This is a genomic window from Actinomadura formosensis, assembly GCF_050948385.1.
In the GTDB taxonomy this organism is placed as follows: Bacteria; Actinomycetota; Actinomycetes; order Streptosporangiales; family Streptosporangiaceae; genus Spirillospora; species Spirillospora formosensis.
Genome location: NZ_CP192011.1, coordinates 4,880,474 through 4,906,898, shown reverse-complemented (window position 1 = coordinate 4,906,898; position 26,425 = coordinate 4,880,474). Strand labels below are relative to the sequence as shown.

Below are 26,425 nucleotides of genomic sequence, written 5' to 3'. Positions count from 1 at the left end.
AATGTTGTGGCTTCTCCATCAGCATCACGCACCGGCCCCATCGGGGAAGCGTCCGGCGATGGCGAGGCGCCTCCCGCCCGCCCGCCGAGACCCAGGCCGGAGAAGAAGCAGCGCAATCCGCGCAGGGACGGGCGGACGCGGCGGGGTGGACGTGCGCTCCCGTTCGTCATCGGCGGCATCGCCGTCCTCGCCATGGCCAGCACCTCCGGCGGCGTCTACGCGGCGCTGACCACCGAACGGGCGGGGCCCACCGCGTCCGACTCGCCGCGGGACCGGCGGCCCGGCACCGGCGCCGGCGACCCGGTCAACGTCGCCACCGGCGGCCAGGTCGCGCCGCTGCGCCGCATCGTGCCGCCGGACGTGCTCGCGGTCGGCGCCGGCTCGATCTCCGCCGCCAAGATCAAGCGGATCGCGAGGCTGAGCAGGGTCAAGGACGTGACGGCGGTCGCCGGCGGCGCCGTTCAGCTGCAGGGCCGCCAGGTGAACGCGTTCGCCGTGGACCCGTCCTCGTTCCGGTCCTGGACGCCGCCCGGCACGGCCAAGAGGACCGAGCTGTGGGAGGCGCTGGCCGCCGACAGGTTCGTGGTCTCCTCGGCCGCCGCCGGGCAGCTGCAGCTCACCCGGGGCTACCGGTATCCGGTCGTGGCGCGGACGATGCCGAACCTCATGATGGGCGGTTCCGGCCCGCTCGGCCTGCCCGGCATCGACATGCTCGTCAGCGAGAGGTCCGGCGGCGAGATGGGCCTCGTCCCGAATGTGGCGGTCCTGGTCAATGCGCCGGGCGTCAGCCCCGCCAAGGTCGTCAAGGCCGTCCGCAAGGTCCTCGGCCCCCGCACCAACGTGCTCAACCTGCACGAGAGCAGGTACCGGGCCGGTGACGGCCGTTCGAGCGGCTACCTGGACCTCTACAAGCAGGCGGCCACGACCTGCCCGGGCCTGTCCTGGACGGTCCTCGCCGCGATCGGCCAGGTGGAGAGCGACCACGGGCGCAACGCCGGCCGGTCCAGCGCGGGCGCGCTCGGCCCCATGCAGTTCATGCCCGCGACGTGGAAGGCGTACGGGGTGGACGGCGACGGGGACGGCAAGGCCGACATCATGAACCCCTTCGACGCCATCCCGGGCGCGGCCAGGTACCTGTGCGCGAACGGCGCGGGACGCGGCGGCAAGCAGCTCTACAACGCGGTGTGGCATTACAACCACGCCGACTGGTACGTGCAGAAGGTCCTCAACCTGGCCAGGGCGTACGCGGCCCGGTACGCCTGAGCAACGGGACGGCGCCCCAGGATCGGGCGCTGCGCGGAGGCTGGTTGGATGGAGGCATGACGTCGTATGACGCGTTGCTTCTGCTGTCCTTCGGGGGACCGGAGGGACCCGAGGACGTGATCCCGTTCCTGGAGAATGTGACCCGGGGCCGCAACATCCCAAAGGAACGCCTGGAGGAGGTTGGGGAGCACTACTTCCTGTTCGGCGGGGTCAGCCCGATCAACCAGTTGTGCCGGGACCTCAAGTCCGCGATCGAAACCGACTTCGCGACCCATGGCGTGGATCTGCCGGTGTACTGGGGCAACCGGAACTGGACTCCCTATCTCGCCGACACCGTCCGGCAGATGAAGGCCGACGGGATCCGCCGCGCGGCCGCGTTCGTCACGTCCGCCTACAGCGGCTTCTCCACGAACGACCAGTACCTGGCCGACATCGCCCGTGCGCGCGAAGAGGTCCCGGGCGCCCCTGAGATCGACAAGCTCCCTGTCTACTGCGACCGGCCCGGCTTCATCGAGCCGTTCGTGGACGCGACCAAGGACGCGCTGGGCCGCCTCCCAGAAGGCGCACGCCTCGTCTTCACCGCGCACAGCGTCCCCCTGTCCCAGCCCGGCCAGGAGAAGTACGTGGCCGAACTGGAGGAGGCCGTGCGCACCGTCGCGCAGAAGGCGGCCCCTGGGGCGCCGTGGGATCTCGTCTACCAGAGCCGGAGCGGGCCACCGAGCCAGCCTTGGCTGGACCCGCAGATCACCGACCATCTGGAGAAGCTCCACGGCGAGGACGTCCGCGCCGTCGCGGTCGTGCCGATCGGGTTCGTCTCCGACCACATGGAGGTCAAGTACGACCTCGACGTGGAGGCCGCCGGGCGGGCCGCCGAACTCGGTCTCGCGTTCGCGCGCGCGGCCACCCCCGGCGCCGACCCCCGTTTCGCGGCGCTGCCCCGCCACCTCCTGGAGGACGCCGGATGAGCCTGGCCGGCGAACTGCTGGAACTGGCCGCCGCGACCGCCCGCGAGGCCGGCCGGATGCTGGTCGACAAGCGTCCCGCGGGCGGCCCGGACGTCGTGCAGACCAAGTCGTCGCCGACCGATGTCGTCACCCAGATGGACCGCGCGGCCGAGCGGCTGATCATCGAGCGGATCCGGGCGGTTCGCCCGGACGACGCGTTCCTCGGCGAGGAGGGCGGCACCCGTGCGGGCGGTAGCGGCGTCCGCTGGGTGATCGACCCGATCGACGGCACCGTCAACTACCTCTACGACCTGCCCGACTGGGCGGTCAGCATCGCCGCCGAAGTGGACGGCGAGGCCGTCGCGGGCGCCGTGGAAATACCGCGCCGCGGCGAGTCGTACACGGCGGTGCGCGGCGGCGGCGCCCTCCTGCACACCGTCTCCGGCGCCCGCGAGCTTCGCGTGAACGCCGGGGTGCCGCTCGGCGCGGCCCTGGTCGCCACGGGGTTCGGCTATGACGCGGCACGGCGCGCCCGGCAGGCGCAGGTGCTCACCGGTGTGCTGCCGAACGTCCGCGACATCCGGCGCGGCGGCTCGTGCTGTGTGGACCTGTGCTCCCTCGCGGCGGGACGGGTCGACGCGTACTACGAGCGCGGCGTCCAGGCGTGGGACATCGCCGCCGGCGCGCTGATCGTCCAGGAGGCGGGCGGACGCGTCGAGGGCCTGCACGGGGCGCCCGCGGGCCCGGAGCTGACCGTGGCCGCCGGACCGGGCACGTTCGAGGCCCTGCACGCCCTTCTCGTCCCGCTCGACCCCGTGCGCGGCTGAGCCCGGGACGGTGGGCCGTCCCGGGCTCAGCCGGCGGTGGTGCTCGTGTATATGCGGCGGGTCAGTCGCAGCGGGGTGGTTCGACGCCGATGTCGTTGTTCGCTGCGATCCGGCGCAGTTCGCTGATCTCCTCCTGACGGATGTCCACCAGGTAGGTGTCTCCTTCTGCGTGGGCGGTGCGCAGCGACGCGTACGCATCGTCGAGCCGCTGCTGGATCATGCGTGACAACTCGCCCATGGGCCTCCTCCCGGATCGTTTCCATGCCCTACCCAGACCTAAGCTGAAAGCAAACCTGTTCGCGGATGCAATTTTCGCGGATTCTTGCGTCTGTGCGGGCGGGGTGCGGTCTACGCCGAGCTGAACACCTGCTTACGGACGTCTTACGGCGCCCGTGGCATATCTGGAAGCCCGTGGGCCGGCCGTGGCCCCGACCGAGAGAGGGAACCCCCTGTGCGTGTTCTAGTCGTCGAGGACGAGCGGGTGCTCGCCGACGCGATCGCCACCGGCCTGCGCCGGGAGACGCTGGCCGTGGACGTGGCCTACGACGGCGCGGGTGCACTGGAGCGGGCCGGCGTCAACGACTACGACGTGATCGTGCTCGACCGCGACCTGCCCAAGGTCCACGGCGACGACGTCTGCAAGCAGCTCGTCGCGCAGCGCTATCCGGCGCGGATCATCATGCTGACCGCGGCGGGCGAGCTGGACGACCGGGTGGAGGGCCTGTCCATCGGCGCGGACGACTATCTCGCCAAGCCGTTCGCGTTCGCCGAGCTGATCGCCCGGGTGCGGGCGCTCGGCCGGCGCGCCGCCGCGCCGCTGCCGCCCGTCCTGGAGCGGGCCGGGATCACCCTCGACCCGGCCCGCCGCGAGGTCGCCCGGGACGGCCGCCCGGTCGAGCTGACCCGCAAGGAGTTCGCCGTCCTGGAGGTGCTGCTCAGCGCGGACGGCGCCGTCGTCAGCTCCGAGCACCTGCTGGAGAAGGCGTGGGACGAGCACATCGACCCGTTCACCAACGTCGTGCGGGTCACGATGATGACGCTGCGCAAGAAACTCGGCGACCCACCGGTGATCGAGACCGTGCCCGGCGTGGGGTACCGGCTGTGACCGCACCTCAGCACGGCTCCGCCGAACCCGACACGTCCGTGAACGGGGCCGACGTGCAGGACGCCGACACCGACGCCCGCCCGGCCGCCGCGCGGACGGCCCGGCCGGCGGCGGCCGGCGGGGGCGACGGCGGACGGCGCGGCGGCCGGTGGCGGCGGCCGGGCCCGCAGCAGGTCCCGCAGCCGCCACCGGCCGCGAAGGGCATGTGGCGCGGCGAGGGCGGCGGCCCGTTCGGCGAGCTGACGGTGCTGCCCAGCCGGATGAGCGTGCGGCTGCGCCTCACCCTGCTGTACGGGCTGCTGTTCTTCCTGGCCGGTGCGCTGCTGCTGTTCGTGATGTCGTTCCTGATGGCCAACATCCTCGGCAATGTCAAGGTGATCGGCTTTGGCATCACCCCGGACGAGTCCGCCGAACTGCAGCGCCAGTTCGTCGAGCAGACGATGAAGCAGCTGGTCGGGCGGTCGCTGCTCGCGCTCGGCGGGGTCGGGATCATCACGCTGGTGCTCGGCTGGTTCGTCGCCGACCGTGCCCTCAGCCCGCTGCAGCGGGTCACCACGACCGCGCGCCGGCTGTCGGAGAGCACGCTGCACGAACGCATAGCGCTGGAGGGCCCGGACGACGAGATCAAGGAGCTGGCCGACACCTTCGACGCGATGCTGGAGCGGCTGGGGCAGGCGTTCGACTCGCAGCGCCGGTTCGTCGCCAACGCCTCGCACGAGCTGCGCACCCCGCTCGCGATCAACCGGACGCTGCTGGAGGTGGCGCTCGGCGACCCCGAGGCGTCGGACGACCTGCGCACCGTCGGCAAGACGCTGCTGGCCACCAACGCCCGGCACGAGCGGCTCATCGAGGGGCTGCTGCTGCTCGCCCGCAGCGAGCGGGAGCTGACCACCCGCACCCCGGTCGACCTGGCCGAGGTGGCGGCGACGGTGCTGGAGCACATGGCCCGCCGTGAGCACGACAACGACGTCGCCGCACATCCCGAGCTGACGTCGGGGACCGCGCTCGGCGACCCGGTGCTGCTGGAGCATCTGGTGTCGAACCTCGTCGAGAACGCCATCAAGCACAACGAGGTGGAGGGCGGCGAGCTGTGGCTCCGCACCGGAATGCTGGACGGCTACGCCACCGTCCAGGTCGAGAACACCGGGCCCGTGGTACCCGCCTATGAGGTGGAGCGGCTGTTCGAGCCGTTCCGGCGGCTGAACGCCGACCGCGTCGAATCGTCCAAGGGCGCGGGACTCGGCCTGTCGATCGTCCGCTCGGTGGTGCTGGCGCACCGCGGCGCCGTCTACGCGGTGCCCCGGCCCGGCGGCGGGCTGATCGTCACCGTCCGGCTCCCGCCGGGCTGACGGACCGTCCGAACGCGAAACGCCCTGATCGGCCGCGGAGGCCGATCAGGGCGTTTCCGTCAGGACGGATCACCCTTGCGAAGGGGTCACTGCTTTGTCACTGTCCCGTACGCGGACGGGTTCGTCTCGGACCGGAGGTGGCGCCACTCCCAGCGCATCGAGGTGGACGAGGTGGGCGTGAACGTGACGTAGCCGGAGGCACATTCCTTCGGGTCCATCCCCGCCATCGGGGTCTCCTGGTACTCGGTCTTGCCGCCCTCACCGCCGTCCGACAGCAGCGTGAGCCGCGTGTAGCAGCTGTCCTGCGAGCCGGACGGGTAGGTGTAGCGCGCGGTGCCGCTCGTGTACAGCAGGGCGAACCGGGCCTTGAAGTTGGTGTGCCCCGCCCCGGCGTCCGGCTGGTTGCCGTCACCGTCCCACACGCCCAGCAGCCCGCCCGTCGTGCGCGGCGTCGGGGTGTCGGTCGGCGGCGTGTAGGTGTTCGGCGGCGTGTACGGGACCGGATCCGGGTCCGTGTCGTCGCTGTTGGCGCCGATGATCGCCAGCACCACGACCACCAGGATCACGATCAGCGCCAGCGCGCCGCAGCCGATCGCGATGATCGGCCCGGCCGAGCTGGACCGCTTCGGGGGCGGCCCGTACCCCGGCCCCGGCGGCATCGGCTGCTGCATCGGCATCGGCTGCTGCATCGGCATCGGCGGTTGCATCGGCATCGGCGGTTGCGAGGGCGGAGGCGGGGGCGTGCCCGGCCCCTGGTACATCGGCATGGGCGGCGGCGTGATCGGCTGCGGCGGCGGCGTGGCCGGGCCCGCCATCGCGCCCTGCTGCATCGGCATGGGCGGCGGGGTGATCTGCGGCTGCGGCTGGTGCCGCGGCGCCGGCGGGACGGGGGGCGGCGGCGGAAGCTGCGAGGCGATCCGGGTGCCCTGGTTGAGCAGTTCCTCCTGCCCGGCCGCCTGGCCGGCGGGCGCGGCGCCGACGGCCCCCAGCAGGTTCAGCAGCAGTTGCGGGGCCGGCGGGCGCAGGCCCGCGTCCTTGGACAGGCAGCGTCCGATCAGGTCGCGCAGCGGGCCCGCGGGCAGCGCCGACAGGTCCGGCTCCTCGTTGAGGATGCGGTTGATGATGACCGGCAGCGTGTCGGCCTCGAACGGCGACTGCCCGGTGGCGGCGAACACCATGGTCGCGCCCCAGGCGAAGATGTCGACGGCCGGGGTGAGCGGCGCGCCGGTCAGCTGCTCGGGCGCCAGGTAGCCGGGCGTGCCGACCACCATGCCGGTCGCGGTGACGGCGCTCTCCTGCGAGTTGACCGTGCGGGCGATGCCGAAGTCGACGACGCGCGGGCCGTCCGGCGCCAGCATCACGTTGTTCGGCTTGAAGTCGCGGTGGACGATCCCGGCCTCGTGGATCGCCGCCAGCGCGGTCGCCGTGCCGATCGCGAGCCGCTCCAGTTCCGCGGCGCTGCGCGGCCCGTTGTGCGCGACCACGTCGTGCAGGGACGGCCCGTCGATGAACTCGCTGACCACGTACGGCTGGTCGCCGTGGACGTCGGCCTCCAGCACCCGCGCGGTACAGAAGGGCTCGACCTTCTGCGCCGCCGCCACCTCGCGGGTGAACCGGGCACGCGCGGCGGGATCGCCCGCCATCTGCGCGTGCAGCAGCTTCACCGCGACGTATTCGCCGCCCGGGGCCTTGCCCAGGAAGACGGCACCCTGGCCCCCGGCACCCAGCCGTCCGATGACCTCGTACTGTCCGAGTGCCCTGGGATCGCCCGGCTCCAGCGGAGCGGCATCCGGCATCTGACCCTCCATTGACCCGCAGTGATGTCCGCGACATTGTGCGCTGGACCCACCGCGGGCCCCGTTCCGGCGATCACCGGGTGAAACCTCCGCAGGGGGCCCGCCCCAACCTCAGGCGGGCACGATATCGCGTTAGTTCAGACGTTTCACCGATCAATCTGGTTCGCCCTCCCGGCGGGCGGGTCGGGCTGGCCCGCGGCGCGTCCCGCCGCGCCGGGCGGGGCGGTGCGCACAACGGCCCCGGGACCGATAGGATCCCCGCCGCCGCGGGATCCCCCGGCGGGTGCCCCGGCTCCGGACCAGGCCATCGACACCCGCCGGGTATGTGACGGAAGACACAATGCGAGGAAGGATCCGGGTGACCGGTGTCACTCGTGGGAACGGTCGCGCCTCGTGTGTCGCAGGTCACCAACCGTGACAGAATTTCCCGCCCGGATCGGGCACAAGAACGGTCCCCCGAGCGTTAGATCCGCGCGACGGGGCGCATAAAGCACTGAGGGGGATGGAGACAGAAGATGGCGACCGACTACGACAGCCCACGCAAGACCGACGACGATCTCAATGAGGACAGCCTCCAGGAGCTCCAGGCCCGGCGGGCCGACAAGTCCGCCAGCATCATCGATGAGGACCTGGACGCCGGTGAGGTCGCCGAGCTGCCCGGCGCCGACCTGTCCAACGAGGAGCTCACCTTCCGGGTGGTTCCACGGCAGGCGGACGAGTTCACCTGCACACGGTGTTTCCTGGTACACCACCGCAGCCAGCTGGCCGGCGAGAAGAACGGCCAGCCGATCTGCCGTGAGTGCGCCGCCTGACCGGGAGTGGCCGCCGGGTGACGGAGATCGAGCGACGTCATGACGAGGTGGAGCCGGTGCGCGGCGACGGCTCCACGGAACTCGGTGAGCTGATCGGACGGCTCACCGCCGACGACGGCATGGACGGCGAGACCCGCGGCCGCCTCCTCCGGCGCCTGGCCGGGCTGCTCGGCCGGAGCGCCCGCAAGGTGGGGGCCGCGGGGATCGGCCGCGGGAGGTGGCTCGGCGACCTGCTCGTCGAAGCCGCACCGCACATTCCGATCCGCGACCTTGAGACGCTGCAGGCACACCATCACGGGCTGATGGGCGAGGAACTCGCCGACCGGCTCGTCAAGGTGGCCGGCAACGCCACGACCGCCATCGGCGCCGCCGGCGGAGCGCTGGCCGCCGTGGAGTTCGCCGCCCCGCCGCTGCTGCTGTCGGCGCCCGCCCAGCTCGCCGCCGAGGCCCTGGTCGTCGCCGCCATCGAGGTCAAGCTGATCGCCGAACTGCACGAGGTGTACGGCGTGCGCGTCCAGGGCGGCGGCACCGCCCGCGGTACCGCGTTCGTCACGTCCTGGGCGCGGCAGCGCGGCATCAACCCCCTGGAGGCCGGGTCGCTCACCAGCGCCTTCGGTACCGCCGCCAAGTCGGCGCTGCGCAAACGGATGCTGCGCACCCTCGGCCGGAGCATGAGCACGATGGGCCCGTTCCTCACCGGCGCCGCCGCGGGTGCCGCCCTCAACCGTTCCGCGACGAAGGGCCTCGCACTGAAGGTCCGCAACGACCTGCGCGGGTCCGCCGGGGTGATACCCCCGCTCCCCGGCGACCACCAGCGCCGGCTGGGCTGACCGAGCCGCCCGGCGATCGTTCCAGGGGCCGGCCCCCTGGAACGATCCGGATCATCCTTCGATCTTGAGGTGGGACGGGAGCCGGCCGGTGCCCTTGGCGTACTGGTGGGCCACGGCGCGGGTGGCGAGGAGACGGGCCAGTTCCATGCCGACGCCCATCACCACGGCCCAGCCGACCGCCTCCATCAGGTCGACGTCGGGAGACTCGGGGTTCGTCGGAGGCTCCTTGCCCGTGCTCTTCTTCCAGGCCAGCGTGATCGCCTTCTTCGCGACGAAGCCGCCCGCGAACGCCGCGGCGCCGGCCATCACCCGCCAGCCGAGGTCGCCTTTATCCGCCATATTCGTCCTCCACTCGTCTGTCGTCTCCGACGCTACCGGAAAGGCCCGCCGCCGGCGGTGGAGGTGATCGCCGCGTCGGCGCCGGTAATCGGCGTGCGGCCCATGCCGATGTCAATACCATTGGCCCCATGACAGAGCAGCCGCGCACTCCGCACGTCCCTCCGAAGCCCTCCCTGGACGGCCTGGAGGACAAGTGGGTACGCGTCTGGGAGGACGAGGGCGTCCACCGCTTCGACCGGACCCGGCCGCGCGGCGAGGTCTACTCGATCGACACCCCGCCGCCCACCGTGAGCGGATCCCTCCACGTCGGCCACGTCTTCTCCTACACCCACACCGACACCGTCGCGCGCTTCCACCGCATGCGCGGTCGGGCGGTCTTCTACCCGATGGGGTGGGACGATAACGGCCTGCCGACCGAGCGCCGCGTGCAGAACCATTTCGGTGTCCGGTGCGACCCGTCGCTTCCCTACGATCCGGACTTCGAGCCGCCGGCCGACCCGGACCCGAAACGGCAGCGGCCGATCTCGCGGCGCAACTTCATCGAGCTGTGCGAACGCCTCACCGAGGTCGACGAGAAGGCGTTCGAGGAGATGTGGCGCCAGGTCGGCCTGTCGGTCGACTGGAGCCACCTCTACACGACCATCGGGGACGTCGCCCGGACGGCGTCGCAGCGCGCGTTCCTGCGCAACCTGGCGCGCGGCGAGGCGTACGTCTCCGAGGCGCCGACGCTGTGGGACGTCACGTTCCGCACGGCCGTCGCCCAGGCCGAGCTGGAGGACCGCGAGCATCCCGGCGCGTTCCACCGGATCCGGTTCCACGGCGACGAGCGCCCGGTCTACATCGAGACGACGCGCCCGGAGCTGCTGCCCGCGTGCGTCGCGCTGGTCGCCCACCCCGACGACGAGCGTTACCGGGAACTGTTCGGGACGACCGTCCGCACGCCGCTGTTCGACGCCCGGGTCCCGGTCGTCGCGCACCGGCTGGCCGAGCCCGACAAGGGCTCCGGCATCGCGATGATCTGCACGTTCGGCGACGTCACCGACGTCATCTGGTGGCGCGAGCTGGACCTGCCGACCCGCGCGATCATCGACTGGGACGGGCGCCTGGCCGCCGACCCGCCGGAGGGTGTCGCCGCGCGGCCGTACGCGGAACTGGCCGGCAAGACGGTCTTCTCGGCGAAGGAACGCGTCGTCGAGATGCTCCGCGAGTCCGGTGACCTGGACGGCGAGCCGCGGAAGATCAGCCGGCCGGTGAAGTTCTACGAGAAGGGCAGCAAGCCCCTGGAGATCGTCACGACCCGGCAGTGGTACATCCGCAACGGCGGCCGTGACGAGGGCGTCCGCGCGGAGCTTCTCGCGCGCGGGCGGGAGCTGGAGTGGCACCCCGCCTACATGCGGGCCCGCTACGAGAACTGGGTCGAGGGACTGAACGGCGACTGGCTGATCTCCCGGCAGCGGTTCTTCGGCGTGCCGATCCCCGTCTGGTACCGGCTGGACGACTCCGGGGAGCCGCGCTACGACGACCCGATCGTCCCGCCCGAGGACGCGCTGCCGGTCGACCCGTCGTCCGACGTCCCGCCGGGTTTCACCGAGGACCGGCGCGGCAGGCCGGGCGGCTTCGTCGGCGACCCCGACGTGATGGACACCTGGGCGACGTCGTCGCTGACCCCGCAGATCGCGGGCGGCTGGGAGCGCGACGCCGACCTGTTCGGCCGCGTCTTCCCCTACGACCTCCGCCCGCAGGCGCACGACATCATCCGGACGTGGCTGTTCTCCACGGTCGTCCGGTCGCATCTGGAGCACGGCTCGCTGCCGTGGAGGGGCACCGCGCTGTCCGGCTGGATCCTCGACCCGGACCGCAAGAAGATGTCGAAGTCCAAGGGGAACGTCGTCACGCCGATCGACCTGCTGCGCGAGTACGGCTCGGACGCCGTCCGCTACTGGGCGGCCAGCGGACGTCCCGGCACCGACACCGCGTTCGACACCGGCCAGATCAAGGTCGGCCGGCGGCTCGCGATCAAGATCCTCAACGCGTCCAAGTTCGTCCTCGGCCTCGGAGACGCCCCCGCGGACGCGCCGGTGACCGAACCCCTCGACAGGGCGATGCTGGCGGCGCTGGCGGGTGTCGTCCAGGACGCGACAGAGGCGTTCGAGGGCTACGACTACACGCGCGCCTTGGAGCGCACAGAGCGGTTCTTCTGGGAGTTCTGCGACGACTACCTGGAACTGGTCAAGGCCCGCGCCTACGGGGACGGCCCCGAGGCGCAGTCGGCGCGGGCCGCGCTGCGCACGGCGCTGTCGGTGCTGCTGCGCCTGTTCGCGCCCGTCCTGCCGTTCGTGACCGAGGAGGTCTGGTCGTGGTGGCGGCACGGGTCGGTGCACGCGGCGTCCTGGCCGTCGGCCGCCGAACTGCCGCCCGGCGGCGACCCGGCCGTCCTCGCGGCGACCGGTGAGGCGCTCCGGCAGGTCCGCAAGGCCAAGTCGCAGGCGAAGGCGTCGATGCGCGCCGACGTGGCCCGCGCGGTCGTCCGGGGCGTGGAGGTCATGCGGATCGCGCGGCCGGATCTGGCGGCGGCCGGGCGGATCGCCGACCTCACCCTGGAGGACGCGCCCGCCGCCCTGACCGTCGACGTCGTCCTGGCGCCGTCCACCTGACGCGTCGCGGCGCCTGCCCTGCCCCAGACGTGCAGGGCAGGCGCCTGACGCCGGCGAGGGCGATCAGCCGGCGGCGACGATCCCGCGCTGCAGCACGGCCCGTTCCACGGCCGTCCACGTCCCGGACGTCAGCAGGTACAGCCCTGCCGCCAGCGGCACGAACGCGGCGAAGACGACCGTCCCGAACGGCGTCACCCGGGCCACGGCCCCCATCGGGCCCTCGGCGGTGACGCGCCGCGACGACCACAGCGCCACCGCCCCCAGCAGGACGAACAGCCCGAGGAACACCAGCGACGGCGGCGAGAACAGGCCGCCGCCCAGCACCCCGATCCAGTTCTGCCCGAGCGGCGCCGCGAGCAGCGTGTGCGCGAGCAGCAGGTTCTGGTGCCCGGCCACGGTCGCCGAGGCGAACAGCCGGTACATGACCATGAAGAACGGGACCTGCGCGAACATCGGCAGGCACCCCGCCACCGGCGTCGTCCCCTCCGCCTCGTACAGCGCGGCCATCTCCCGCCGGAGCCGCTGCGGATTCCTCGCGTGCCGCTTCTGCAGCGCCTGGACCTTGGGCGTCAGCCGCACCCGCGTCCGCTCACCCCGGGCCGCCGCGACGGCCAGCGGGACGAGCACCAGCCGCGCGGCCATGGTGAAGAGCACGATCGCCAGCGCGGTGGACAGCCCGCCGGCGACCGGATGCAGGGCGTCCGCCAGCCCGGTGACCAGGGCAGCGGCGATCGAAACGGGAACATCGAACATGGGAGGGCCTTCCGGAGGTAGAGGAGATCGGGAACGTCTCGGCCGCGCTCAGGCGGCCGCGATCCCCGCTCCCGGCGCTCTCGGCCGGGGACGCCCGGCCGCGTCCGGATCGCGCTGCGGCAGGAAGGCCGTGCGCAACGTCCGTTCCCGGAGGGTCGTGCGCACCCGCGCCAGTGCGGACCGCCGCTCCCGCCGTATCGCGCCGACCCGTACGACCGCCAGCACCAGCAGGCCCGCCACGGTCAGCGTCCCCAGCGCCACCAGCACCGACTGCCCCGGCGCCGTCGCGGTCCACTCGGCCGCGGCGAACACCCGCAGCAACGCGGCGATCACCAGAGACCAGACCACGGGCGAACCTTTCCGACGATACGAACGGCCCTCAGTCTCTCACCCGACCGCCCCGCCCGACGCGAGCATCGGCGAACACGGCCCGGCCGGCCGGGCCGTTCTGAGTTTCGCGGGGTGTCACAAGAGGAGGAGTGCCAGGGCGGACAGGACGGCAATGGCCGCGGTGGTCTTCATGCGGGGCATCCGGGTGGCTATCGCGGTGTCTCGGTGGTCGTCTCTGGCCAGGTAGGTGAGGGCGGCGCTCAGCGCGCGGCCCAGGGCGAAGGCGGCTCCTGCCAGGAGGGTGACGGGGAGGGGCAGGCCGGCCAGGAAAAGGGCCGATGCCAGGACGTAGGGGGTTGTCGCGGGGACGTAGGTCCGGACGCCGGTGCCCAGTTCGAATCCGAATTGGAGGGTGCCCCGGCGGAGGCGGGTCTGCAGGACGTCCGGCGGGATCTGGCGGGCGTTCTGGGGGAGGGGAAGGCGGATCAGGCCGAGTTCGCGGGCGGTGCCCAGGGCGGCGGCGGCCAGGATCGCGGACGTCCGGAAAGCGGGCGGGAACGGGGCGGCGAGGCCGGACAGCAGCCAGATCACCGTCGCGCTGGGGAGGCCCCCGAGCAGGAGCCCGAGGGTGAAGACGGCCAGGATCTCGCCCTGCCGTACGGGGGCCCGCCAACCTGGCGAGAACAGCACGGATTCGCTGTTACGCGTTCAGACGCTGCCCGACAGCGAGAAGCCCGCGAGGGCGCCGATCGACGACCAGCACAGGACGGTGGCGTCCAGCGCGGCGGCCGAGACCGCGAGGAGGGCGAGGGCGGCGACGGGGAGGAACGGGTCGGTCAGGCCCCGCCGCAGCCGCCCGGCGGTCAGTTCTTGCATGCCACCGCTTTACGGCAGATGGTCTTGTACCAGTTGCCCCTCTTGGATTTCTTCCAGCCGTCGTGGCAGCGCCAGGTGACGCCTTTCTTGCAACTGCCGCAGCTCTTGGAATAGGCCCAGAGCCATCCGTCGTAGCCACCGCCGTAGCACTGGTCGGGACGCAGTTTGTAGCGGCCCGGGTCCGAGACGCCCGACTTGTGGAAGCCCTTGTACTTGCCGCTCGTCCGGCAGCACCAGCTGCACACGTAGCTCGGCCCGCAGCCGGGGGAGCAGTTGTGGTCGGACGCGTACGAGGGGCATCGCGGATAGATGTCGTAGTACCCGGCCAGCTGGAAGCCGGAGGAGATCGCCTCCCGGGCGGGCGGGAAGACACCGAGCGCCTTCAGCCCGGCGGTGGCGCCGGCGGCGGCGAGGCCGGTGAGGATGCTGCGCCGCGCCGGGCGGAGCCTCGGCCCCTCGGCGGGGACGGGACGCCGCCGGACGCGCTCGGCCCCGGCGGGCCGCGGGCCGCGCAGCGCGGGGACGTCTTCCAGCTCGATCATCGTGCCGCCTCCAGGGTCAGCTCGTGGAGGGCTTCGGGAGAGCCCACGGGCTCGGCGGCCCGCACCCGCCCGTCCGCGCCGACGAGCACGGCGAACGGGGTGGCGGGGACGCGGTAGTCGGCGAACAGACCGTCCTGCTCGCCGGTCAGCACCCGCACGCCGGGGCGGGACGCCTCGTCCGGCGGCGGCCCGGCGAAGATCGCGTGCAGCGGCCGGTCCGGTGAACCGGCGGCGGCCAGGACGTCGGCGCAGACGCCGCAGTCGCGGTCCAGGAAGAGCAGCAGGCCCGGACCGAGCCGGTCGAAGGCGGGCGCGGGCGTGCCCGGCGCGAGGCCGAGACCGGCCGGCCGGGGCGCCCCCCGGCCCAGCGCGTGGACCTGCCGGACCAGACCGGCGACGACCAGGGCGAGCAGCAGGATCGCGACCCACGACAGCAGCAGCGCGCTGTTCTGGAAGCTCATCCGGCCGTCCTCCTCTCGGTGAGCAGTGCGCGGGGGAGTGCCCAGAGGATCACTGCGAACCCCAGCCCCGCCGCGGCGGCGATGAACATCTCGTATGCGGTCGAACCGGTGGGGAGGCCGTTCAGGGCACCGATGAGGGCCGCCGCGGCGAGCGCGGCGGCCCGTCCCGCGACCCAGCCGGTCATCGGCGTGCCGTCACCCGCGCAGCCGCACGGGACGCCCCGCCGGGCACGGGACACATACGTCCCGTAGAGCGCGTACGAGGCCAGCAGGACGGCCGAGGCCCCGGAGGCCGCCCGCATCGGGCCGTCCAGCCAGCACAGCAGGGCCACGGCGCCGCCCGCTCCCGCCAGCGCCTCCGCGGCGATCACGCACACCGCCAGCGCACCGGCGAAGCCACGCGGGAACACCCGCTGCGCCCGCAGTGCGGCGGCGAGCGCGCCAGGCCGCCTGACCTGGCCGTACACCGACGCCAGCAGCACGAGCGGGACGCAGACCGCGGCGATCCCGGCGAGCAGCCCGGTCACCGGACCGCCTCGACCGCCAGCGCGGCGAGCCGCCGCGGGACCTCGCGCACCCGGTCCTCCTCCGGCAGGACGGTCACCAGCAGCGACTTCAGCGCCAGCAGGAAGTAGGGGCCCTGGCCCTCCACGGTGTCCTGGAACAGTTCGCCGCCCGCGACCGGTGCGCCGCGCCACGACGGCAGCCGTTTGCGCGTCCGCCCGGTCAGCGGCGTGATCTCCAGGAGCCCGAGCCCGGGGATCTCCTTGACCATCTCCGCCGGTTCGGGCCGCCGGGCCCGCCCGCGCGGGACGGCGGTGATCCCGTCCTCGTGCTCGGTCAGCCGCATCGTGCCGAAGAACGCGACGGCGTCCGCGGGGCGCCCGTGGTAGAGGTGGGTGAACACCGCGTGGCGGCGTCCCTCCCACACGGCGGCGAGGACGGGGTCGCTCAGGCCGGTGTCGCGGTCGCGGGCCGCGGTCCGGCCCACCCGCAGCCGCCCGCCCTGGAGGCGGAACTCCTGCTCGAACCGGTCGACGCCGATGTCCTCGGCCCAGGCGAGGGCGTCCGCCCGGGTGCCGCCGGAGATCTCGTGGAGCCGTCCGTTCTCCGCGATCCGCGCCACCGACGTGCACGGGCGTCCGAGATCGTGGGCGCCGGTCAGCCGGACCCGCACGCCGTCCAGCGACCGGTGGGTGACCGTGTGCTCCGAAGTGCCCATGCCGACCCCTTCCTGCGGGGCGCAATTCCCCACAGAAGCACCGCGGGTAACAGACGAGACGCTACGCGTAATTCATCACTTCGGGGGCAAACCTTCCGGAAGTGGTCACGTCCGGGACCGGGTAGGGTCAACTGCCGGACTCGCGCGGCAGCGTTCCAGCGGCGGCCGGGCACGGCGCCGTCGATAGGGTCGTGTGGTTCTCCGGCAGGTACGCGTGAGGTGGAGTCCGTGAGCAAGGTCGATGTGCTGATCCGGCGGCTGGATCCCGAGCTGCCGCTGCCGAGCTACGCTCACGCGGGTGACGCGGGCGCGGATCTCGTCGCGGCCGCGGACGTCGAACTGCCGCCGGGGGAGCGCGCCGTCGTCCCGACCGGGATGGCGATCGCGCTGCCGGACGGCTACGCCGCTTTCATTCACCCCCGCTCTGGATTGGGCGCTAGGTTGGGGGTGACCATAGTTAACGCACCCGGGACGGTCGACGCCGGCTATCGGGGTGAGATCAAGGTGACCCTGCTGAACACCGACCCCCGCGCCACCGTGCGGCTGCGGCGCGGAGACCGCATTGCGCAGATGGTGGTGCAGCGGGTGGAACGGGCGGTGTTCCACGAGGTCACCGACCTTCCCGGATCGGCGCGCGGAACCAACGGCTTCGGTTCGACGGGCGGATTCGGTCCCGCGCGTGTCATCGGGGACAATGAGCACAGTGAAGAAGGAGTGTGAGTCGTGGCTTTTGGACGTCGCCGGCAGGCCGAGGAGCCCGCGGAGGGTCCCGAGGTGACCGAGGAGCCGGCGGAGGAGACCGCCGAGGAGGCTCCCGCCAAGGCGGAGTCGGCCAAGGGCGGCCCGTGGGACTCCGAGGACTCCTTCCCCGAACTGCAGCGGCTTGACTTCGGATCCCTTCAGGTGCCGGTGGCGCCGGGGCTGGGTTTCCAGGTGAACTTCGAGGCCACCCAGGTCGACGAGCAGGGCAACCCGCTCGACGGGCGGCCCGTCGCGGTGCTGGTGCAGTACGAGGAGAGCGCCATGCAGCTCCAGGTGTTCGCGGCGCCGAAGCGCAGCGGGATCTGGGACGACGTGCGCCGTGAGACCGCCAAGGACATCCAGGAGGAGGCGCAGGGCCAGACCCAGGAGGGCGAGGGGCCGTTCGGTTCCGAGCTGCTGGCGATGGTCCCGGCCGCGCTGACCGAGGAGGTCCTCGCGGAGATGCCGCAGGAGGTCCGCGAGCAGATCCCGGCCGAGTTCGTCGAGCAGGGCTGGGCGCCGCAGATCATCCGCTTCCTCGGTGTGGACGGCCCCCGCTGGTTCCTGCAGGCCGTGGTGCAGGGCGCCGCGATCGAGGACGAGGAGCAGTGGCAGGTCCTGGAGGACGTCCTGCGCGGCGTGGTCGTGGTCCGCGGCGACGCCCCGATGCCGCCCCGCGACCTGCTGGAGCTGCGGATCCCCAAGGAGTTCAGCGAGGCCGGGCAGGACGAGGACGAGGAGGCCGTGGAGACCTTCGACCCGTTCGAGCGCGGCCCCGAGATCACCGAGGTCCGCTGACCCCGACCGCCGCCCGCCCGTGCCGCACGCCGTTCCGGACGTGCGGCCGGGTGGGTTCTGCCGTCCGGAACCCGGCCGGCCCCTTGCCATGACCGCCGCGCGGGTGGTCAATCGGAACATGTCGAAGAAGACGCGTAAACGCCGGGCCCGCAAGCGCAGCAAGCACAACAAGGGCAAGCGGCCCAACGCCCGCCGCTAGCCCCCGATCATCTCGAACGTCATCGCGTGCTCGACGCCGGCGGCCCGCCCGGCCTGCTCGGCCATGCCGGTGAGGAACTCCGCCGCGTCGAACTCCGCGCCCAGGTTCGCGAAGTACACGTGGTGGGCGAGCAGGGAGTCGATCCCGGCCCGCAGGTGGCCGGTGACGTCCACGTAGTGCGTCGCCTGCGGCGATCCGCCGAACAGCGCGAAACGGACGCCCTGCCACGGTTCGAGGTTCAGGTCGCGGAACACCCACCGGTTGGCGGCGTCCCTGATCGCGTCCGCGACGGCCAGCCCGAGCACCCGGTGGTCGGCCATGTTGAAGCCGCCGCCGGGGAACGTCTCGCGGAAGTTGATCGACACCACGACCTCGGGCCGGTGCCACCGGATCGCGCCCGCGAGCGCGCGCCGCAGCGGCAGCCCGTATTCCAGCATGCCGTCCGGCATGTCCAGGAACTCCACGGTGTCGACGCCGACCCGCCGCGCGGCCTCGATCTGCTCCGCGCTGCGGATGCGCCGGACCTCGTCGGGGTCCATCGCGTCGATCCCGGCCTCGCCGCGGGTGGCGAGCACCTCCGTCACCGTCTTGCCCTGCGCGGTCCACTTGGCGATCGCGGTCGAGCCCCCGTACTCCAGGTCGTCCGGGTGCGCCACGATCGCCAGGGCCCGCTCCCAGTCCTCCGGTACCGCTTCCATCCCTTCATCCTGGCCGATCCGGATCGGCAGGGCTACAGGTAGCGGAGCCAGAGGTACGGGGTGGCGAGGACGACCGTGGCGAGGGTGACGACGATCCCGTAGCGGGTGAAGCGCCAGAAGCTGATCGGGGTGCCGTTGCGGGCGGCGATGCCGAGCACGACCACGTTGGCGCTGGCGCCGATGGCGGTGGCGTTGCCGCCGAGGTCGGCGCCGAGGGCGAGCGCCCACCACAGGACGTGCCCCTGGCCGCCGGGCTGCTGCTGGACGAGGTCGGCGACGATCGGGCTCATCGTCGCGACGTAGGGGATGTTGTCCACGATCGCCGACAGCACGGTGGACGCCCACAGCAGCAGCATCGCGGCGACGCCGAGGCGGCCGTCGGTGGCGTCGGCGGCGGCGCGGGAGATGTCGCCGATGACGCCGGTCTCGACGAGCCCGCCGACCATGACGAACAGCCCGGCGAAGAACACGAGCGTGGGCCACTCGACCTCGCTGAGCGCCTCCTCGGTGGTCACCTTCGTCGCGGCGACCAGCAGCCCGGCGCCGAGCAGCGCCACCACGGACGGCTCGTAGTGCAGGACGGGATGCAGCACGAACGCCGCGATCACGATGCCGAGGACGGCGAGCCCCTGGGCGAGCAGCCGCCGGTCGGTGATGGCCTCCCGCTCCTCCAGGGCCATGACCTCGGCCGCCAGGTCCGGGTCGTAGTGGAACGCCGAGCGGAACAGCCACCGGCAGAGCACACAGAACACGAGCAGCAGCAGCACGACCAGCGGGGCCAGATGGACGAGGAAGTCGTTGAACGACAGCCCGCCCCGGCTCGCGATGATGATGTTGGGCGGGTCGCCGACGAGGGTCGCGGTGCCGCCGATGTTGGACGCCATGACCTCGGCGATCAGGTACGGCTCGGGCCGCAGCGCGAGCCGCTCGCAGACCAGGAACGTGACGGGCGCGACCAGCAGGACGGTGGTGACGTTGTCCAGCAGCGCGGACGCCGTCGCCGTCAGCACGACCAGCATCACCATCAGCCGGTAGGGCCGTCCCCGCGCACGTTTGGCGGCCCAGATCGCCACGTACTCGAACACGCCGGTGCGCCGCAGCACCGAGACGATCACCATCATCCCGAGCAGCAGGAAGATGACGTTCCAGTCGATCCCGGAGTGGGGGGAGAAGAAGGCGCCGCCGGCGTCGGTGATGTGCAGCAGCAGCATCAGGCCCGCACCGCCGAGCGCCACCGCGGTCCGGGGCACCCTCTCCGACGCGATCACCACGTAGGCGCAGACGAAGATGATGATCGCGGCGGTGGCCTGCACAGAGCCTCCCGGTCGGCATGCGGATGTACGGACCTGCCGACCAGACTTCCCGGCGCACCGGAGGTGACTCTAGTCCGACTCGGGCGTCCCTGGCGAGGGTGAAGTCCCCGCGAACGCCCGGCGATGGTGGGGTTTTGCCTATCCCGATCGGCGTGCTGGACCCATCCTCGGCCGCGCACCGGCGTCGCGAGTTCGGCCAGACCCGGCTCGCGGGCGCGACCCCGCGGCAGGTGCTCGGCGTCGTGGCACTGGAGTCGGGGGTGCTCACTCTCACCGCCATGATGTGCGGGACGGCCGCCTCCCTCTTCACGATCGCCGCCGTCCTGACCGGCTCCGCTCAGGGCCGGGCACCCGGCCGAGGGGCCGATTCGGGCGGGGATGTCATACGCTTCGAGGTATGGACGAGGTTTCGGCCGGCACGCCGTCCCCGGCGGGTCCGGGGCCGGGCGAGCGCGGCAGGGGTGGCCTGCGGCGCTTCCTGCGGCGCATGACGGCCGGTAAGGCGGAGCTTGAGGCCGAGGAACTGCAGAAGACCACCGGTGACGAGGGCGCGACGCCGATCAGCGACTGCGCCGCACGCAAGCGCCACTGCGTGGCGGGTACGCTACGTACCGTGACGCTCCGTCCACGGGGCGGTGCTCCCGCTCTGGAGGCCGAGCTCTACGACGGCACCGACGTGGTCAACCTGGTGTGGCTGGGCCGCCGCAAGATCGCGGGCATCGACCCGGGGCGCCGGCTGCGCGCCGAGGGGCTGGTCAGCGTGCAGGACGGACGCAAGGTCATGTTCAATCCGCGATACGAGCTGCGCGGCGGCTCGTGAAGCCGCCCCGAGCCGCCGGGAGACCGACGTGAGCGAAGTGACAGCGAGCACCGGGCGGGAGACCGCCGCGCACGACACCGTCGAGGCGGCCGTCCGCGCCCAGCTGGGCAAGGCGCTCGGCGGCGTGCGCGGCATGTTGGAGGCCGCCGTCCCGACGATCGCCTTCACCGGCATCTACGTCGCGGCGGAGAACATCAAGCTCGCCGTCGCGGCCGGCATCGGTGCGGCCGTCGTGCTGCTGGCCGTGCGGATCGCGCAGCGCTCCAGTCCGCAGTTCGTGCTGAACAGCCTCGTCGGCATCGCGATCGCCGCGTTCTTCGCGCTGCGCTCGGGCAAGGCCGAGAACGCCTTCCTGCCCGGCATCATGCTCAACGCCGGCTACGCCGCCGCGATGATCTTCTCGATCGTGGTGCGCTGGCCGGTCGTCGGCTTCATCATCGGGTCGGTCACCGGCGACCCGACCGCGTGGCGGGCCGACCGCGGCATCGTGAAGCTGTGCTCGCGGCTCACCTGGCTGCTGGTGCTGCCCTGTATCGTGCGCGTCGCCGTCCAGTACCCGATCTACCTCGCCGACGGTGACCAGAGCGGCCTGCTCGGCACCGCCAAGATCGCGATGGGCTGGCCGCTGCAGGTCGCCGCGCTCGCGGCGATGGTGTGGCTGCTCGCCCGCGGCCGCACCCCCCTCGAACGCAAAGAGCCCGCCTGACCGGCGCGCCGCCGGTGCGATGCCCTCGGCGTGGGCCGCCGGGCCCGGGGCCGAGAGCACCGCGGTGGGCTCAGCGCCCGCCGAGGAGCTCGGCGAGATCGTCCTCCACGTCCTGGCTGGCCACGAACATCAGCTCGTCGCCGGGTTCGAGGGTGTCATCGGACGAGGGCACCAGCACCCGGCCCTCCCGCAGGATCGCCACCAGCGCGGTGTCGCGCGGCCAGTCCACCGATCCGACACGCTGCCCGCCGAGCGGCGCGTCCTCCGGCAGCGTCAGCTCCACCAGGTTCGCCTCGCCCTGCCGGAACGTCATCAGCCGGACCAGATCGCCGACGCTGACCGCCTCCTCCACCAGTGCCGACAGCAGCCGCGGCGTGGACACGGCGACGTCCACCCCCCACGACTCGTTGAACAGCCACTCGTTGTTCGGATGGTTGATCCGCGCCACCACGCGCGGCACCCCGTACTCGGTCTTGGCGAGCAGCGACACCACCAGGTTGACCTTGTCGTCGCCGGACGAGGCGACCACCACCTGGCAGCGCTCCAGCGCCGCGTCGTCCAGCGCGGAGATCTCGCACGCGTCGGCCAGCAGCCATTCCGCGCGCGGCACCATCTCGACCTTGATGGCCTTGGGGCTCTTGTCGATCAGGAGCACCTCGTGCCCGTTCTCCAGCAGTTCCTGGGCGATGGACCGGCCCACCGCGCCGGCCCCGGCGATCGCGACCCGCATCAGGCGTCCTCTCCGTTCCGTGCCGCGACGGCGGCGTTGACGCGCTCCAGATCGTCGGCGCCCGCCATGATGTGCACGATGTCGCCGTCCTGGATCACCGTGTCCCGGTCGGGGACGAGGGCATCGCCCATCCGCGACAGGAACGCGACCCGGGTGCCCGCGTGCTCCTCCAGCGCGCCGACCTTCGCGCCGACCCACAGATGCCCGGAGTCCAGTTCGGCGAGGACGACCTCCCCGGTCGGGTCGCGCCACAGCGGCTCGGCGCCCTCCGGAAGCAGCCGCCGCAGGATCTGGTCGGCCGTCCACCGGACGGTCGCGACCGTGGGGATGCCGAGCCGCTGGTAGACCTCCGCGCGGCGCGGGTCGTAGATCCGGGCGACGACGTTGTCGACGCCGAACGTCTCGCGCGCCACCCGGGCGGAGATGATATTGGAGTTGTCGCCGCTGCTGACCGCCACGAACGCCGACGCGCGCTCGATGCCCGCCTCGGCGATCACATCGCGGTCGAACCCGAACCCGGTGATGCGGCGGCCCCGGAACCCGCTGCGCAGCCGGCGGAACGCCTCCGGGTTCTGGTCGATGATGGCCACCGAATGGCCCTTGTCCTCCAGGATGTGGGCGAGCGTCGAGCCGACCCGCCCGCATCCCATGATCACGATATGCACGGCCGTTCCCTCTTCCGTCCAGGGGGACGCTCCCCCTGTCCCCCCGCGCCGCGCACGGCGTTCGTCGCTGCGCCGCCGACGCCGTGCCGCACCCGAGGACCGTTTTCCGTCAATGCTCCCTGCCGGGCTGCAAACCTACACATCCCCCCAGGCGAGTACTACCCAACCAGTTTCCGGGCAGGGCCGCGACGCCCCCGCGGACGGCCCCGCACGTGCGTGGCCAGGGAAGATAAGGGTGGTGTCATCGCGGGATAGGCTCTCCTTTCGTGTCAAAGGTTCCGGACCTCGCGAAGCGGCTGCTGCTGGGCCGCGCGCTGAGCAGCGCCCAGCAGCACGAACAGCTGCTGAAGAAACGGATCGCGCTCCCCATCTTCGCCAGCGACGCCCTGTCGTCGGTGGCCTACGCCCCCCAGGAGATCCTCCTCGCGCTCGGCGCGGGCGGCCTGGTGATGTACAGCTACACCCCCTGGGTCGGCGCGGCCGTGGTGGTGATCCTGCTCACCGTCGTCGCCTCCTACCGCCAGAACGTCCGGGCCTACCAGAGCGGCGGCGGCGACTTCGAGGTCGCCACCACCAACCTCGGCGGCAACTGGGGCCTCGTCGTCGCGAGCGCGCTGATGGTCGACTACGTGATGACCGTCGCGGTGTCGGTGTCGTCCGGCGTGCAGAACCTCGGCGCCCTGCTCACGTTCCTCCAGCCGCACGAGGTCTTCGTCGCGATCGTCGTCGTCGTGCTGCTCACCCTCGGCAACCTGCGCGGCATCAAGGAGGCCGGGGTCGCGTTCGCGATCCCCACCTATCTGTTCATGTTCGCGGTCATCAGCACCCTGGTGTGGGGCGCGGCCCGGCTGCTCGCGGGCGCCGAACTGAAGTCGGAGACCGCGGACTACGTCATCCACGGTGACGAGACGAACGTCGCGGGGTTCGCGCTCGTCTTCCTGCTGCTGCGCGCGTTCTCGTCCGGCTGCGCCGCGCTGACCGGCGTCGAGGCGATCAGCAACGGCGTGCCCGCGTTCCGCAAGCCGAAGGGCGAGAACGCCGCCAGGACCCTGCTGATGCTCGGGCTCGTCGCGATGACGATGTTCGCCGGGGTGATCGCGTTCGCGCACATCACCGACGTCAAGTTCGCCGAACCGGACCAGGGCAGCCATCTGATCGACCCGTCCACCGGCAAGGAGGTCTTCAACGTCGACCCGGTGATCGCGCAGATCGCGCACACCGTGTTCAGCGACTTCGAGATCGGGTTCGCGTTCGTCACCACGATGACCGCGCTGATCCTGTTCCTCGCCGCCAACACCGCGTTCAACGGCTTCCCCGTGCTCGGGTCGGTGCTCGCGCAGAACCGGTTCCTGCCGCGCCAGCTGCACACCCGCGGCGACCGGCTCGCCTTCAGCAACGGCATCATCATCCTCGCCACGATGGCCGGGGTGCTCATCTACGCCTACGACGCGTCCGTCAGCCGGCTGATCCCGCTGTACACCGTCGGCGTGTTCGTGTCGTTCACCGTCAGCCAGATCGGCATGGTCCGGCACTGGAACCGGCTGCTGGGGGCCGAGCAGGGCGGGGCGCAGCGCCGCCGGATGAAGACCTCCCGCGCCATCAACGCGTTCGGCGCCACGCTCACCGGCATCGTCCTGGTCGTCGTGCTGATCACCAAGTTCGCGCTCGGCGCCTACATCGTCTGCATCGCGATGCCGGTGCTGTTCATGCTGATGAAGGCCGTCCGGCGGCACTACGACCGGGTCGCCGAGGAGCTGACCCCCTCGGGCGAGGACGTCGCGCTGCCCGCCCGCAACCACGGCGTCGTGCTGGTCTCCCAGCTGCACAAGCCGACGCTGCGCGCCCTCGCCTACGCCCGCGCGACCCGCCCGTCGACGCTGGAGGCGGTGAGCGTGGCGGTGGACGCCGAGGCGGCCCAGCGGCTCCAGGAGGAGTGGGACGCGCTCGACATCCCCGTCCCGCTGAAGATCCTCGACTCGCCGTACCGGGAGATCACCCGCCCGGTGCTCTCCTACGTCAAGGGCCTGCGCCGCAAGAGCCCCCGCGACGTCGTCACCGTGTTCATCCCCGAGTACGTCGTCGGCCACTGGTGGGAGCACCTGCTGCACAACCAGAGCGCGCTGCGGCTGAAGGGGCGGCTGCTGTTCCAGCCGGGCGTCATGGTGACGAGCGTCGCGTGGCAGCTGGAGTCCTCGGCCCGGCTCAAGGGACGGCAGGAGCGGCCCGGACCGGGCTCGTCCCGGCGCCCGCCGCAGACCGGGGCGCGTCCCGGTGCCGGTAGTGTTTCGGACCGTGACTGAACTCGAACCCGACGTCCTCGAACTGGAGGTCGGAAACGTCGCCAACGGCGGTTTCTGCGTCGCCCGGCACGAGGGCCGCGTCGTCTTCGTCCGGCACGCCCTGCCCGGCGAGCGGGTGCGGGCCCGCGTCACCGACCGCACCAGGAACTTCCTGCGCGCCGACGCCGTGGAGATCATCGAGGCGTCCCCGGACCGGGTGCCGCCGCCCTGCCCGTTCGCCGGTCCCGGCCGCTGCGGCGGCTGCGACTGGCAGCACGCGTCCCTGCCCGCCCAGCGGGCGCTCAAGGCGGCCGTGGTGGAGGAGCAGCTCCAGCGCCTCGCCGGGATCACCCGCACGGTGGTGGTCGAGGAGGTGCCGTACCCGGTCGACAGCGAGATGGCGCCGCCGCCCGGCCTCGGCTGGCGCACGCGCGTGCAGTTCTCCGTCGCGTCCGGCGTCGTCGGCCTGCGCCGCCACCGCTCCCACGACATCGAGCCCATCGACGAGTGCCTGATCGCCCACCCGGGTGTGGAGCTGATGGGCATCGAACGCAAGCGCTGGCCGGGCGCATCGGGCGTCGAGGGGATCGTCTCGGCCACCACCGGCGACCGTCTCGTCGTGCTGCGCGGCCGGGACCGCCGCAAGATCCGGGTTCCGCGGCTGGACGTGCCGGTCCGGCTCGTGCGCGGCAAGCCGGAGCCGGGCTCCGGGCTCCCCTACGTCCGCGAGGAGGTGTCCGGGCGGCTGTTCCAGGTCAGCGGCAGCGGCTTCTGGCAGGTCCACCCCGGTGCCGCCCAGTTGCTCGCCGACGCCGTGCTGGACGCGCTCGAACCGAAGCCGGGCGACATCGCCCTCGACCTGTACTGCGGCGTCGGCCTGTTCGCCGGCGTCCTCGCCGACCGGATCGGCCCGGACGGCCTCGTCGTCGGCGTCGAGTCGGACGGGCAGGCCGTCCGCGACGCCCGCTACAACCTGCGCGACCTGCCGTACGTGTCGATCGAGCGCGGGCCCGTGGAGGAGGTCGTCGCCGACCTGGAGTTCGGGCGCGCGGGCGGCTCGTCCCGCGGTCAGAACAAGCGTGGTGGCGGCGGGCACCAGGGCGGCTCCCGGGTCCGCCGCGCCGACCTGGTCGTCCTCGACCCGCCCCGCACCGGCGCGGGCCGCGAGGTCGTCGAGCACATCACGCGGCTCGCCGGCCGCAAGATCGCCTACGTGTCGTGCGACCCGGCCACCCTGGCCCGCGACCTGTCCTACTTCAGCGAGCGCGGCTGGACGCTGGAGTCCCTGCGGGCCTTCGACGCCTTCCCGATGACCCAGCACGTGGAGTGCCTGGCGGTGCTGGTGCGCGGCTGACGGGACCCGCGAAAACAGG

31 protein-coding genes are annotated in these 26,425 nt (G+C 72.3%); 16 read left to right on the top strand and 15 right to left on the bottom strand.

Annotated features, from left to right (window positions below):
• The first annotated feature begins 192 nt into the window (after positions 1 to 192).
• From ACQP1N_RS23205 to ACQP1N_RS23195, 3 genes are read left to right on the top strand one after another with little or no spacing between them, the layout of a single operon-like run.
• A complete protein-coding gene (locus ACQP1N_RS23205) occupies positions 193 to 1,263 on the top strand; it encodes a lytic transglycosylase domain-containing protein (protein ID WP_433226600.1) in 1,071 nt (356 codons plus the stop codon).
• Between the two features lie 56 nt (positions 1,264 to 1,319).
• On the top strand, positions 1,320 to 2,228 hold the full coding sequence (locus ACQP1N_RS23200; protein ID WP_433226598.1) for a ferrochelatase: 909 nt from the start codon (positions 1,320 to 1,322) through the stop codon (positions 2,226 to 2,228).
• Complete coding sequence (locus ACQP1N_RS23195) at positions 2,225 to 3,034, top strand: inositol monophosphatase family protein (protein ID WP_067805871.1); 810 nt, start codon at positions 2,225 to 2,227, stop codon at positions 3,032 to 3,034. The genes ACQP1N_RS23200 and ACQP1N_RS23195 overlap by 4 nt, the downstream gene beginning before the upstream one ends.
• 61 nt (positions 3,035 to 3,095) lie before the next feature.
• Here ACQP1N_RS23195 and ACQP1N_RS23190 read toward each other — a convergent pair whose 3' ends face one another.
• Positions 3,096 to 3,272, bottom strand: coding sequence for a hypothetical protein (locus ACQP1N_RS23190; RefSeq protein WP_165488477.1), 177 nt, complete (start codon positions 3,270 to 3,272; stop codon positions 3,096 to 3,098).
• A 213-nt stretch (positions 3,273 to 3,485) separates the two neighbouring features.
• Here ACQP1N_RS23190 and ACQP1N_RS23185 point away from each other — a divergent pair, with 213 nt between their 5' ends.
• Together ACQP1N_RS23185 and ACQP1N_RS23180 are read left to right on the top strand one after the other, a co-directional pair.
• Positions 3,486 to 4,139 (top strand): response regulator transcription factor, encoded by a 654-nt coding sequence (locus ACQP1N_RS23185; protein ID WP_067805866.1) that lies wholly within the window; start codon positions 3,486 to 3,488, stop codon positions 4,137 to 4,139.
• A complete protein-coding gene (locus ACQP1N_RS23180) occupies positions 4,136 to 5,488 on the top strand; it encodes a sensor histidine kinase (protein WP_433226595.1) in 1,353 nt (450 codons plus the stop codon). The genes ACQP1N_RS23185 and ACQP1N_RS23180 overlap by 4 nt, the downstream gene beginning before the upstream one ends.
• Positions 5,489 to 5,574: 86 nt before the next feature.
• Here the strand turns inward: ACQP1N_RS23180 and ACQP1N_RS23175 are convergent, their stop codons facing one another.
• Positions 5,575 to 7,284: a serine/threonine-protein kinase gene (locus tag ACQP1N_RS23175; RefSeq protein WP_433226593.1), complete on the bottom strand. Its 1,710-nt coding sequence runs from the start codon at positions 7,282 to 7,284 to the stop codon at positions 5,575 to 5,577.
• 515 nt (positions 7,285 to 7,799) lie between these two features.
• Here ACQP1N_RS23175 and ACQP1N_RS23170 point away from each other — a divergent pair.
• Both ACQP1N_RS23170 and ACQP1N_RS23165 read left to right on the top strand, forming a co-directional pair.
• On the top strand, positions 7,800 to 8,096 hold the full coding sequence (locus tag ACQP1N_RS23170; protein WP_067803555.1) for a DUF4193 domain-containing protein: 297 nt from the start codon (positions 7,800 to 7,802) through the stop codon (positions 8,094 to 8,096).
• Positions 8,097 to 8,113: 17 nt separating this feature from the next.
• Complete coding sequence (locus ACQP1N_RS23165) at positions 8,114 to 8,926, top strand: hypothetical protein (RefSeq protein WP_067803558.1); 813 nt, start codon at positions 8,114 to 8,116, stop codon at positions 8,924 to 8,926.
• A 51-nt stretch (positions 8,927 to 8,977) separates the two neighbouring features.
• Here the strand turns inward: ACQP1N_RS23165 and ACQP1N_RS23160 are convergent, their stop codons facing one another.
• Complete coding sequence (locus ACQP1N_RS23160; RefSeq protein ID WP_067803562.1) at positions 8,978 to 9,265, bottom strand: DUF4235 domain-containing protein; 288 nt, start codon at positions 9,263 to 9,265, stop codon at positions 8,978 to 8,980.
• Between the two features lie 128 nt (positions 9,266 to 9,393).
• Here ACQP1N_RS23160 and valS point away from each other — a divergent pair, with 128 nt between their 5' ends.
• Entirely contained in the window at positions 9,394 to 11,919 is a 2,526-nt protein-coding gene (gene valS, locus ACQP1N_RS23155; RefSeq protein ID WP_433226590.1) for a valine--tRNA ligase, read from the top strand.
• Between the two features lie 63 nt (positions 11,920 to 11,982).
• On the opposite strand, the gene ACQP1N_RS23150 is transcribed toward valS, so the two are convergent.
• The 8 genes from ACQP1N_RS23150 to ACQP1N_RS23115 all read right to left on the bottom strand — a co-directional run bounded on the left by ACQP1N_RS23150 (position 11,983) and on the right by ACQP1N_RS23115 (position 16,103).
• Entirely contained in the window at positions 11,983 to 12,672 is a 690-nt protein-coding gene (locus ACQP1N_RS23150; RefSeq protein ID WP_067803568.1) for a YidC/Oxa1 family membrane protein insertase, read from the bottom strand.
• A gap of 48 nt (positions 12,673 to 12,720) precedes the next feature.
• Positions 12,721 to 13,020, bottom strand: coding sequence for a DUF6412 domain-containing protein (locus tag ACQP1N_RS23145; RefSeq protein WP_067803571.1), 300 nt, complete (start codon positions 13,018 to 13,020; stop codon positions 12,721 to 12,723).
• A gap of 117 nt (positions 13,021 to 13,137) precedes the next feature.
• The gene (locus ACQP1N_RS23140) at positions 13,138 to 13,692 is read right to left on the bottom strand and encodes a hypothetical protein (RefSeq protein ID WP_131732860.1); all 555 of its coding nucleotides are present in this window, start codon (positions 13,690 to 13,692) and stop codon (positions 13,138 to 13,140) included.
• 18 nt (positions 13,693 to 13,710) lie between these two features.
• Complete coding sequence (locus ACQP1N_RS23135) at positions 13,711 to 13,878, bottom strand: hypothetical protein (protein WP_165488435.1); 168 nt, start codon at positions 13,876 to 13,878, stop codon at positions 13,711 to 13,713.
• Positions 13,866 to 14,420: a hypothetical protein gene (locus tag ACQP1N_RS23130; RefSeq protein WP_067803574.1), complete on the bottom strand. Its 555-nt coding sequence runs from the start codon at positions 14,418 to 14,420 to the stop codon at positions 13,866 to 13,868. The genes ACQP1N_RS23135 and ACQP1N_RS23130 overlap by 13 nt, the downstream gene beginning before the upstream one ends.
• A complete protein-coding gene (locus ACQP1N_RS23125) occupies positions 14,417 to 14,881 on the bottom strand; it encodes a hypothetical protein (RefSeq protein ID WP_067803577.1) in 465 nt (154 codons plus the stop codon). Before ACQP1N_RS23125 ends, ACQP1N_RS23130 begins: the two co-directional genes overlap by 4 nt.
• Positions 14,878 to 15,408 (bottom strand): MauE/DoxX family redox-associated membrane protein, encoded by a 531-nt coding sequence (locus ACQP1N_RS23120; protein ID WP_067803580.1) that lies wholly within the window; start codon positions 15,406 to 15,408, stop codon positions 14,878 to 14,880. The genes ACQP1N_RS23125 and ACQP1N_RS23120 overlap by 4 nt, the downstream gene beginning before the upstream one ends.
• Positions 15,405 to 16,103: a hypothetical protein gene (locus tag ACQP1N_RS23115; protein ID WP_067803583.1), complete on the bottom strand. Its 699-nt coding sequence runs from the start codon at positions 16,101 to 16,103 to the stop codon at positions 15,405 to 15,407. The genes ACQP1N_RS23120 and ACQP1N_RS23115 overlap by 4 nt, the downstream gene beginning before the upstream one ends.
• A 228-nt stretch (positions 16,104 to 16,331) precedes the next feature.
• Between ACQP1N_RS23115 and dut the strand changes: the two genes are divergently transcribed.
• The 3 genes from dut (at position 16,332) to ACQP1N_RS23100 (ending at position 17,841) form a co-directional block, all read left to right on the top strand.
• Positions 16,332 to 16,823 carry a dUTP diphosphatase gene (gene dut, locus ACQP1N_RS23110; protein WP_407642230.1) on the top strand — a complete coding sequence of 164 codons (492 nt, stop codon included), beginning with the start codon at positions 16,332 to 16,334 and terminating at the stop codon, positions 16,821 to 16,823.
• 3 nt (positions 16,824 to 16,826) lie between these two features.
• Positions 16,827 to 17,642, top strand: a complete 816-nt coding sequence (locus ACQP1N_RS23105) for a DUF3710 domain-containing protein (protein ID WP_067803589.1) — start codon at positions 16,827 to 16,829, stop codon at positions 17,640 to 17,642.
• Between the two features lie 103 nt (positions 17,643 to 17,745).
• The gene (locus tag ACQP1N_RS23100; RefSeq protein WP_407642231.1) at positions 17,746 to 17,841 is read left to right on the top strand and encodes a 50S ribosomal protein L37; all 96 of its coding nucleotides are present in this window, start codon (positions 17,746 to 17,748) and stop codon (positions 17,839 to 17,841) included.
• Here ACQP1N_RS23100 and ACQP1N_RS23095 read toward each other — a convergent pair.
• Together ACQP1N_RS23095 and ACQP1N_RS23090 are read right to left on the bottom strand one after the other, a co-directional pair.
• Positions 17,838 to 18,539 (bottom strand): PIG-L deacetylase family protein, encoded by a 702-nt coding sequence (locus ACQP1N_RS23095; RefSeq protein ID WP_067803591.1) that lies wholly within the window; start codon positions 18,537 to 18,539, stop codon positions 17,838 to 17,840. The two genes, ACQP1N_RS23100 and ACQP1N_RS23095, sit on opposite strands and share 4 nt — an antisense overlap.
• A 32-nt stretch (positions 18,540 to 18,571) precedes the next feature.
• Entirely contained in the window at positions 18,572 to 19,852 is a 1,281-nt protein-coding gene (locus ACQP1N_RS23090) for an ArsB/NhaD family transporter (protein ID WP_067803594.1), read from the bottom strand.
• 17 nt (positions 19,853 to 19,869) lie between these two features.
• Here ACQP1N_RS23090 and ACQP1N_RS23085 point away from each other — a divergent pair, with 17 nt between their 5' ends.
• Genes ACQP1N_RS23085 through ACQP1N_RS23075 form a run of 3 tightly spaced genes read left to right on the top strand, consistent with a single transcriptional unit; the run spans position 19,870 to position 21,378 of the window.
• Positions 19,870 to 20,343 (top strand): ABC transporter permease, encoded by a 474-nt coding sequence (locus ACQP1N_RS23085; protein ID WP_131732861.1) that lies wholly within the window; start codon positions 19,870 to 19,872, stop codon positions 20,341 to 20,343.
• Positions 20,250 to 20,672, top strand: coding sequence for an OB-fold nucleic acid binding domain-containing protein (locus ACQP1N_RS23080; RefSeq protein ID WP_067803597.1), 423 nt, complete (start codon positions 20,250 to 20,252; stop codon positions 20,670 to 20,672). The genes ACQP1N_RS23085 and ACQP1N_RS23080 overlap by 94 nt, the downstream gene beginning before the upstream one ends.
• A 28-nt stretch (positions 20,673 to 20,700) precedes the next feature.
• A complete protein-coding gene (locus tag ACQP1N_RS23075) occupies positions 20,701 to 21,378 on the top strand; it encodes a DUF3159 domain-containing protein (protein WP_242608955.1) in 678 nt (225 codons plus the stop codon).
• 70 nt (positions 21,379 to 21,448) lie between these two features.
• Here the strand turns inward: ACQP1N_RS23075 and ACQP1N_RS23070 are convergent, their stop codons facing one another.
• Complete coding sequence (locus tag ACQP1N_RS23070) at positions 21,449 to 22,108, bottom strand: potassium channel family protein (RefSeq protein ID WP_067803600.1); 660 nt, start codon at positions 22,106 to 22,108, stop codon at positions 21,449 to 21,451.
• Entirely contained in the window at positions 22,108 to 22,773 is a 666-nt protein-coding gene (locus tag ACQP1N_RS23065; RefSeq protein ID WP_067803603.1) for a potassium channel family protein, read from the bottom strand. Before ACQP1N_RS23065 ends, ACQP1N_RS23070 begins: the two co-directional genes overlap by 1 nt.
• A 266-nt stretch (positions 22,774 to 23,039) precedes the next feature.
• Between ACQP1N_RS23065 and ACQP1N_RS23060 the strand changes: the two genes are divergently transcribed.
• Together ACQP1N_RS23060 and ACQP1N_RS23055 are read left to right on the top strand one after the other, a co-directional pair.
• On the top strand, positions 23,040 to 25,073 hold the full coding sequence (locus ACQP1N_RS23060) for an APC family permease (protein WP_433226582.1): 2,034 nt from the start codon (positions 23,040 to 23,042) through the stop codon (positions 25,071 to 25,073).
• Complete coding sequence (locus ACQP1N_RS23055; protein WP_067803610.1) at positions 25,066 to 26,406, top strand: class I SAM-dependent RNA methyltransferase; 1,341 nt, start codon at positions 25,066 to 25,068, stop codon at positions 26,404 to 26,406. Before ACQP1N_RS23060 ends, ACQP1N_RS23055 begins: the two co-directional genes overlap by 8 nt.
• The last annotated feature ends 19 nt before the right edge of the window (positions 26,407 to 26,425 follow it).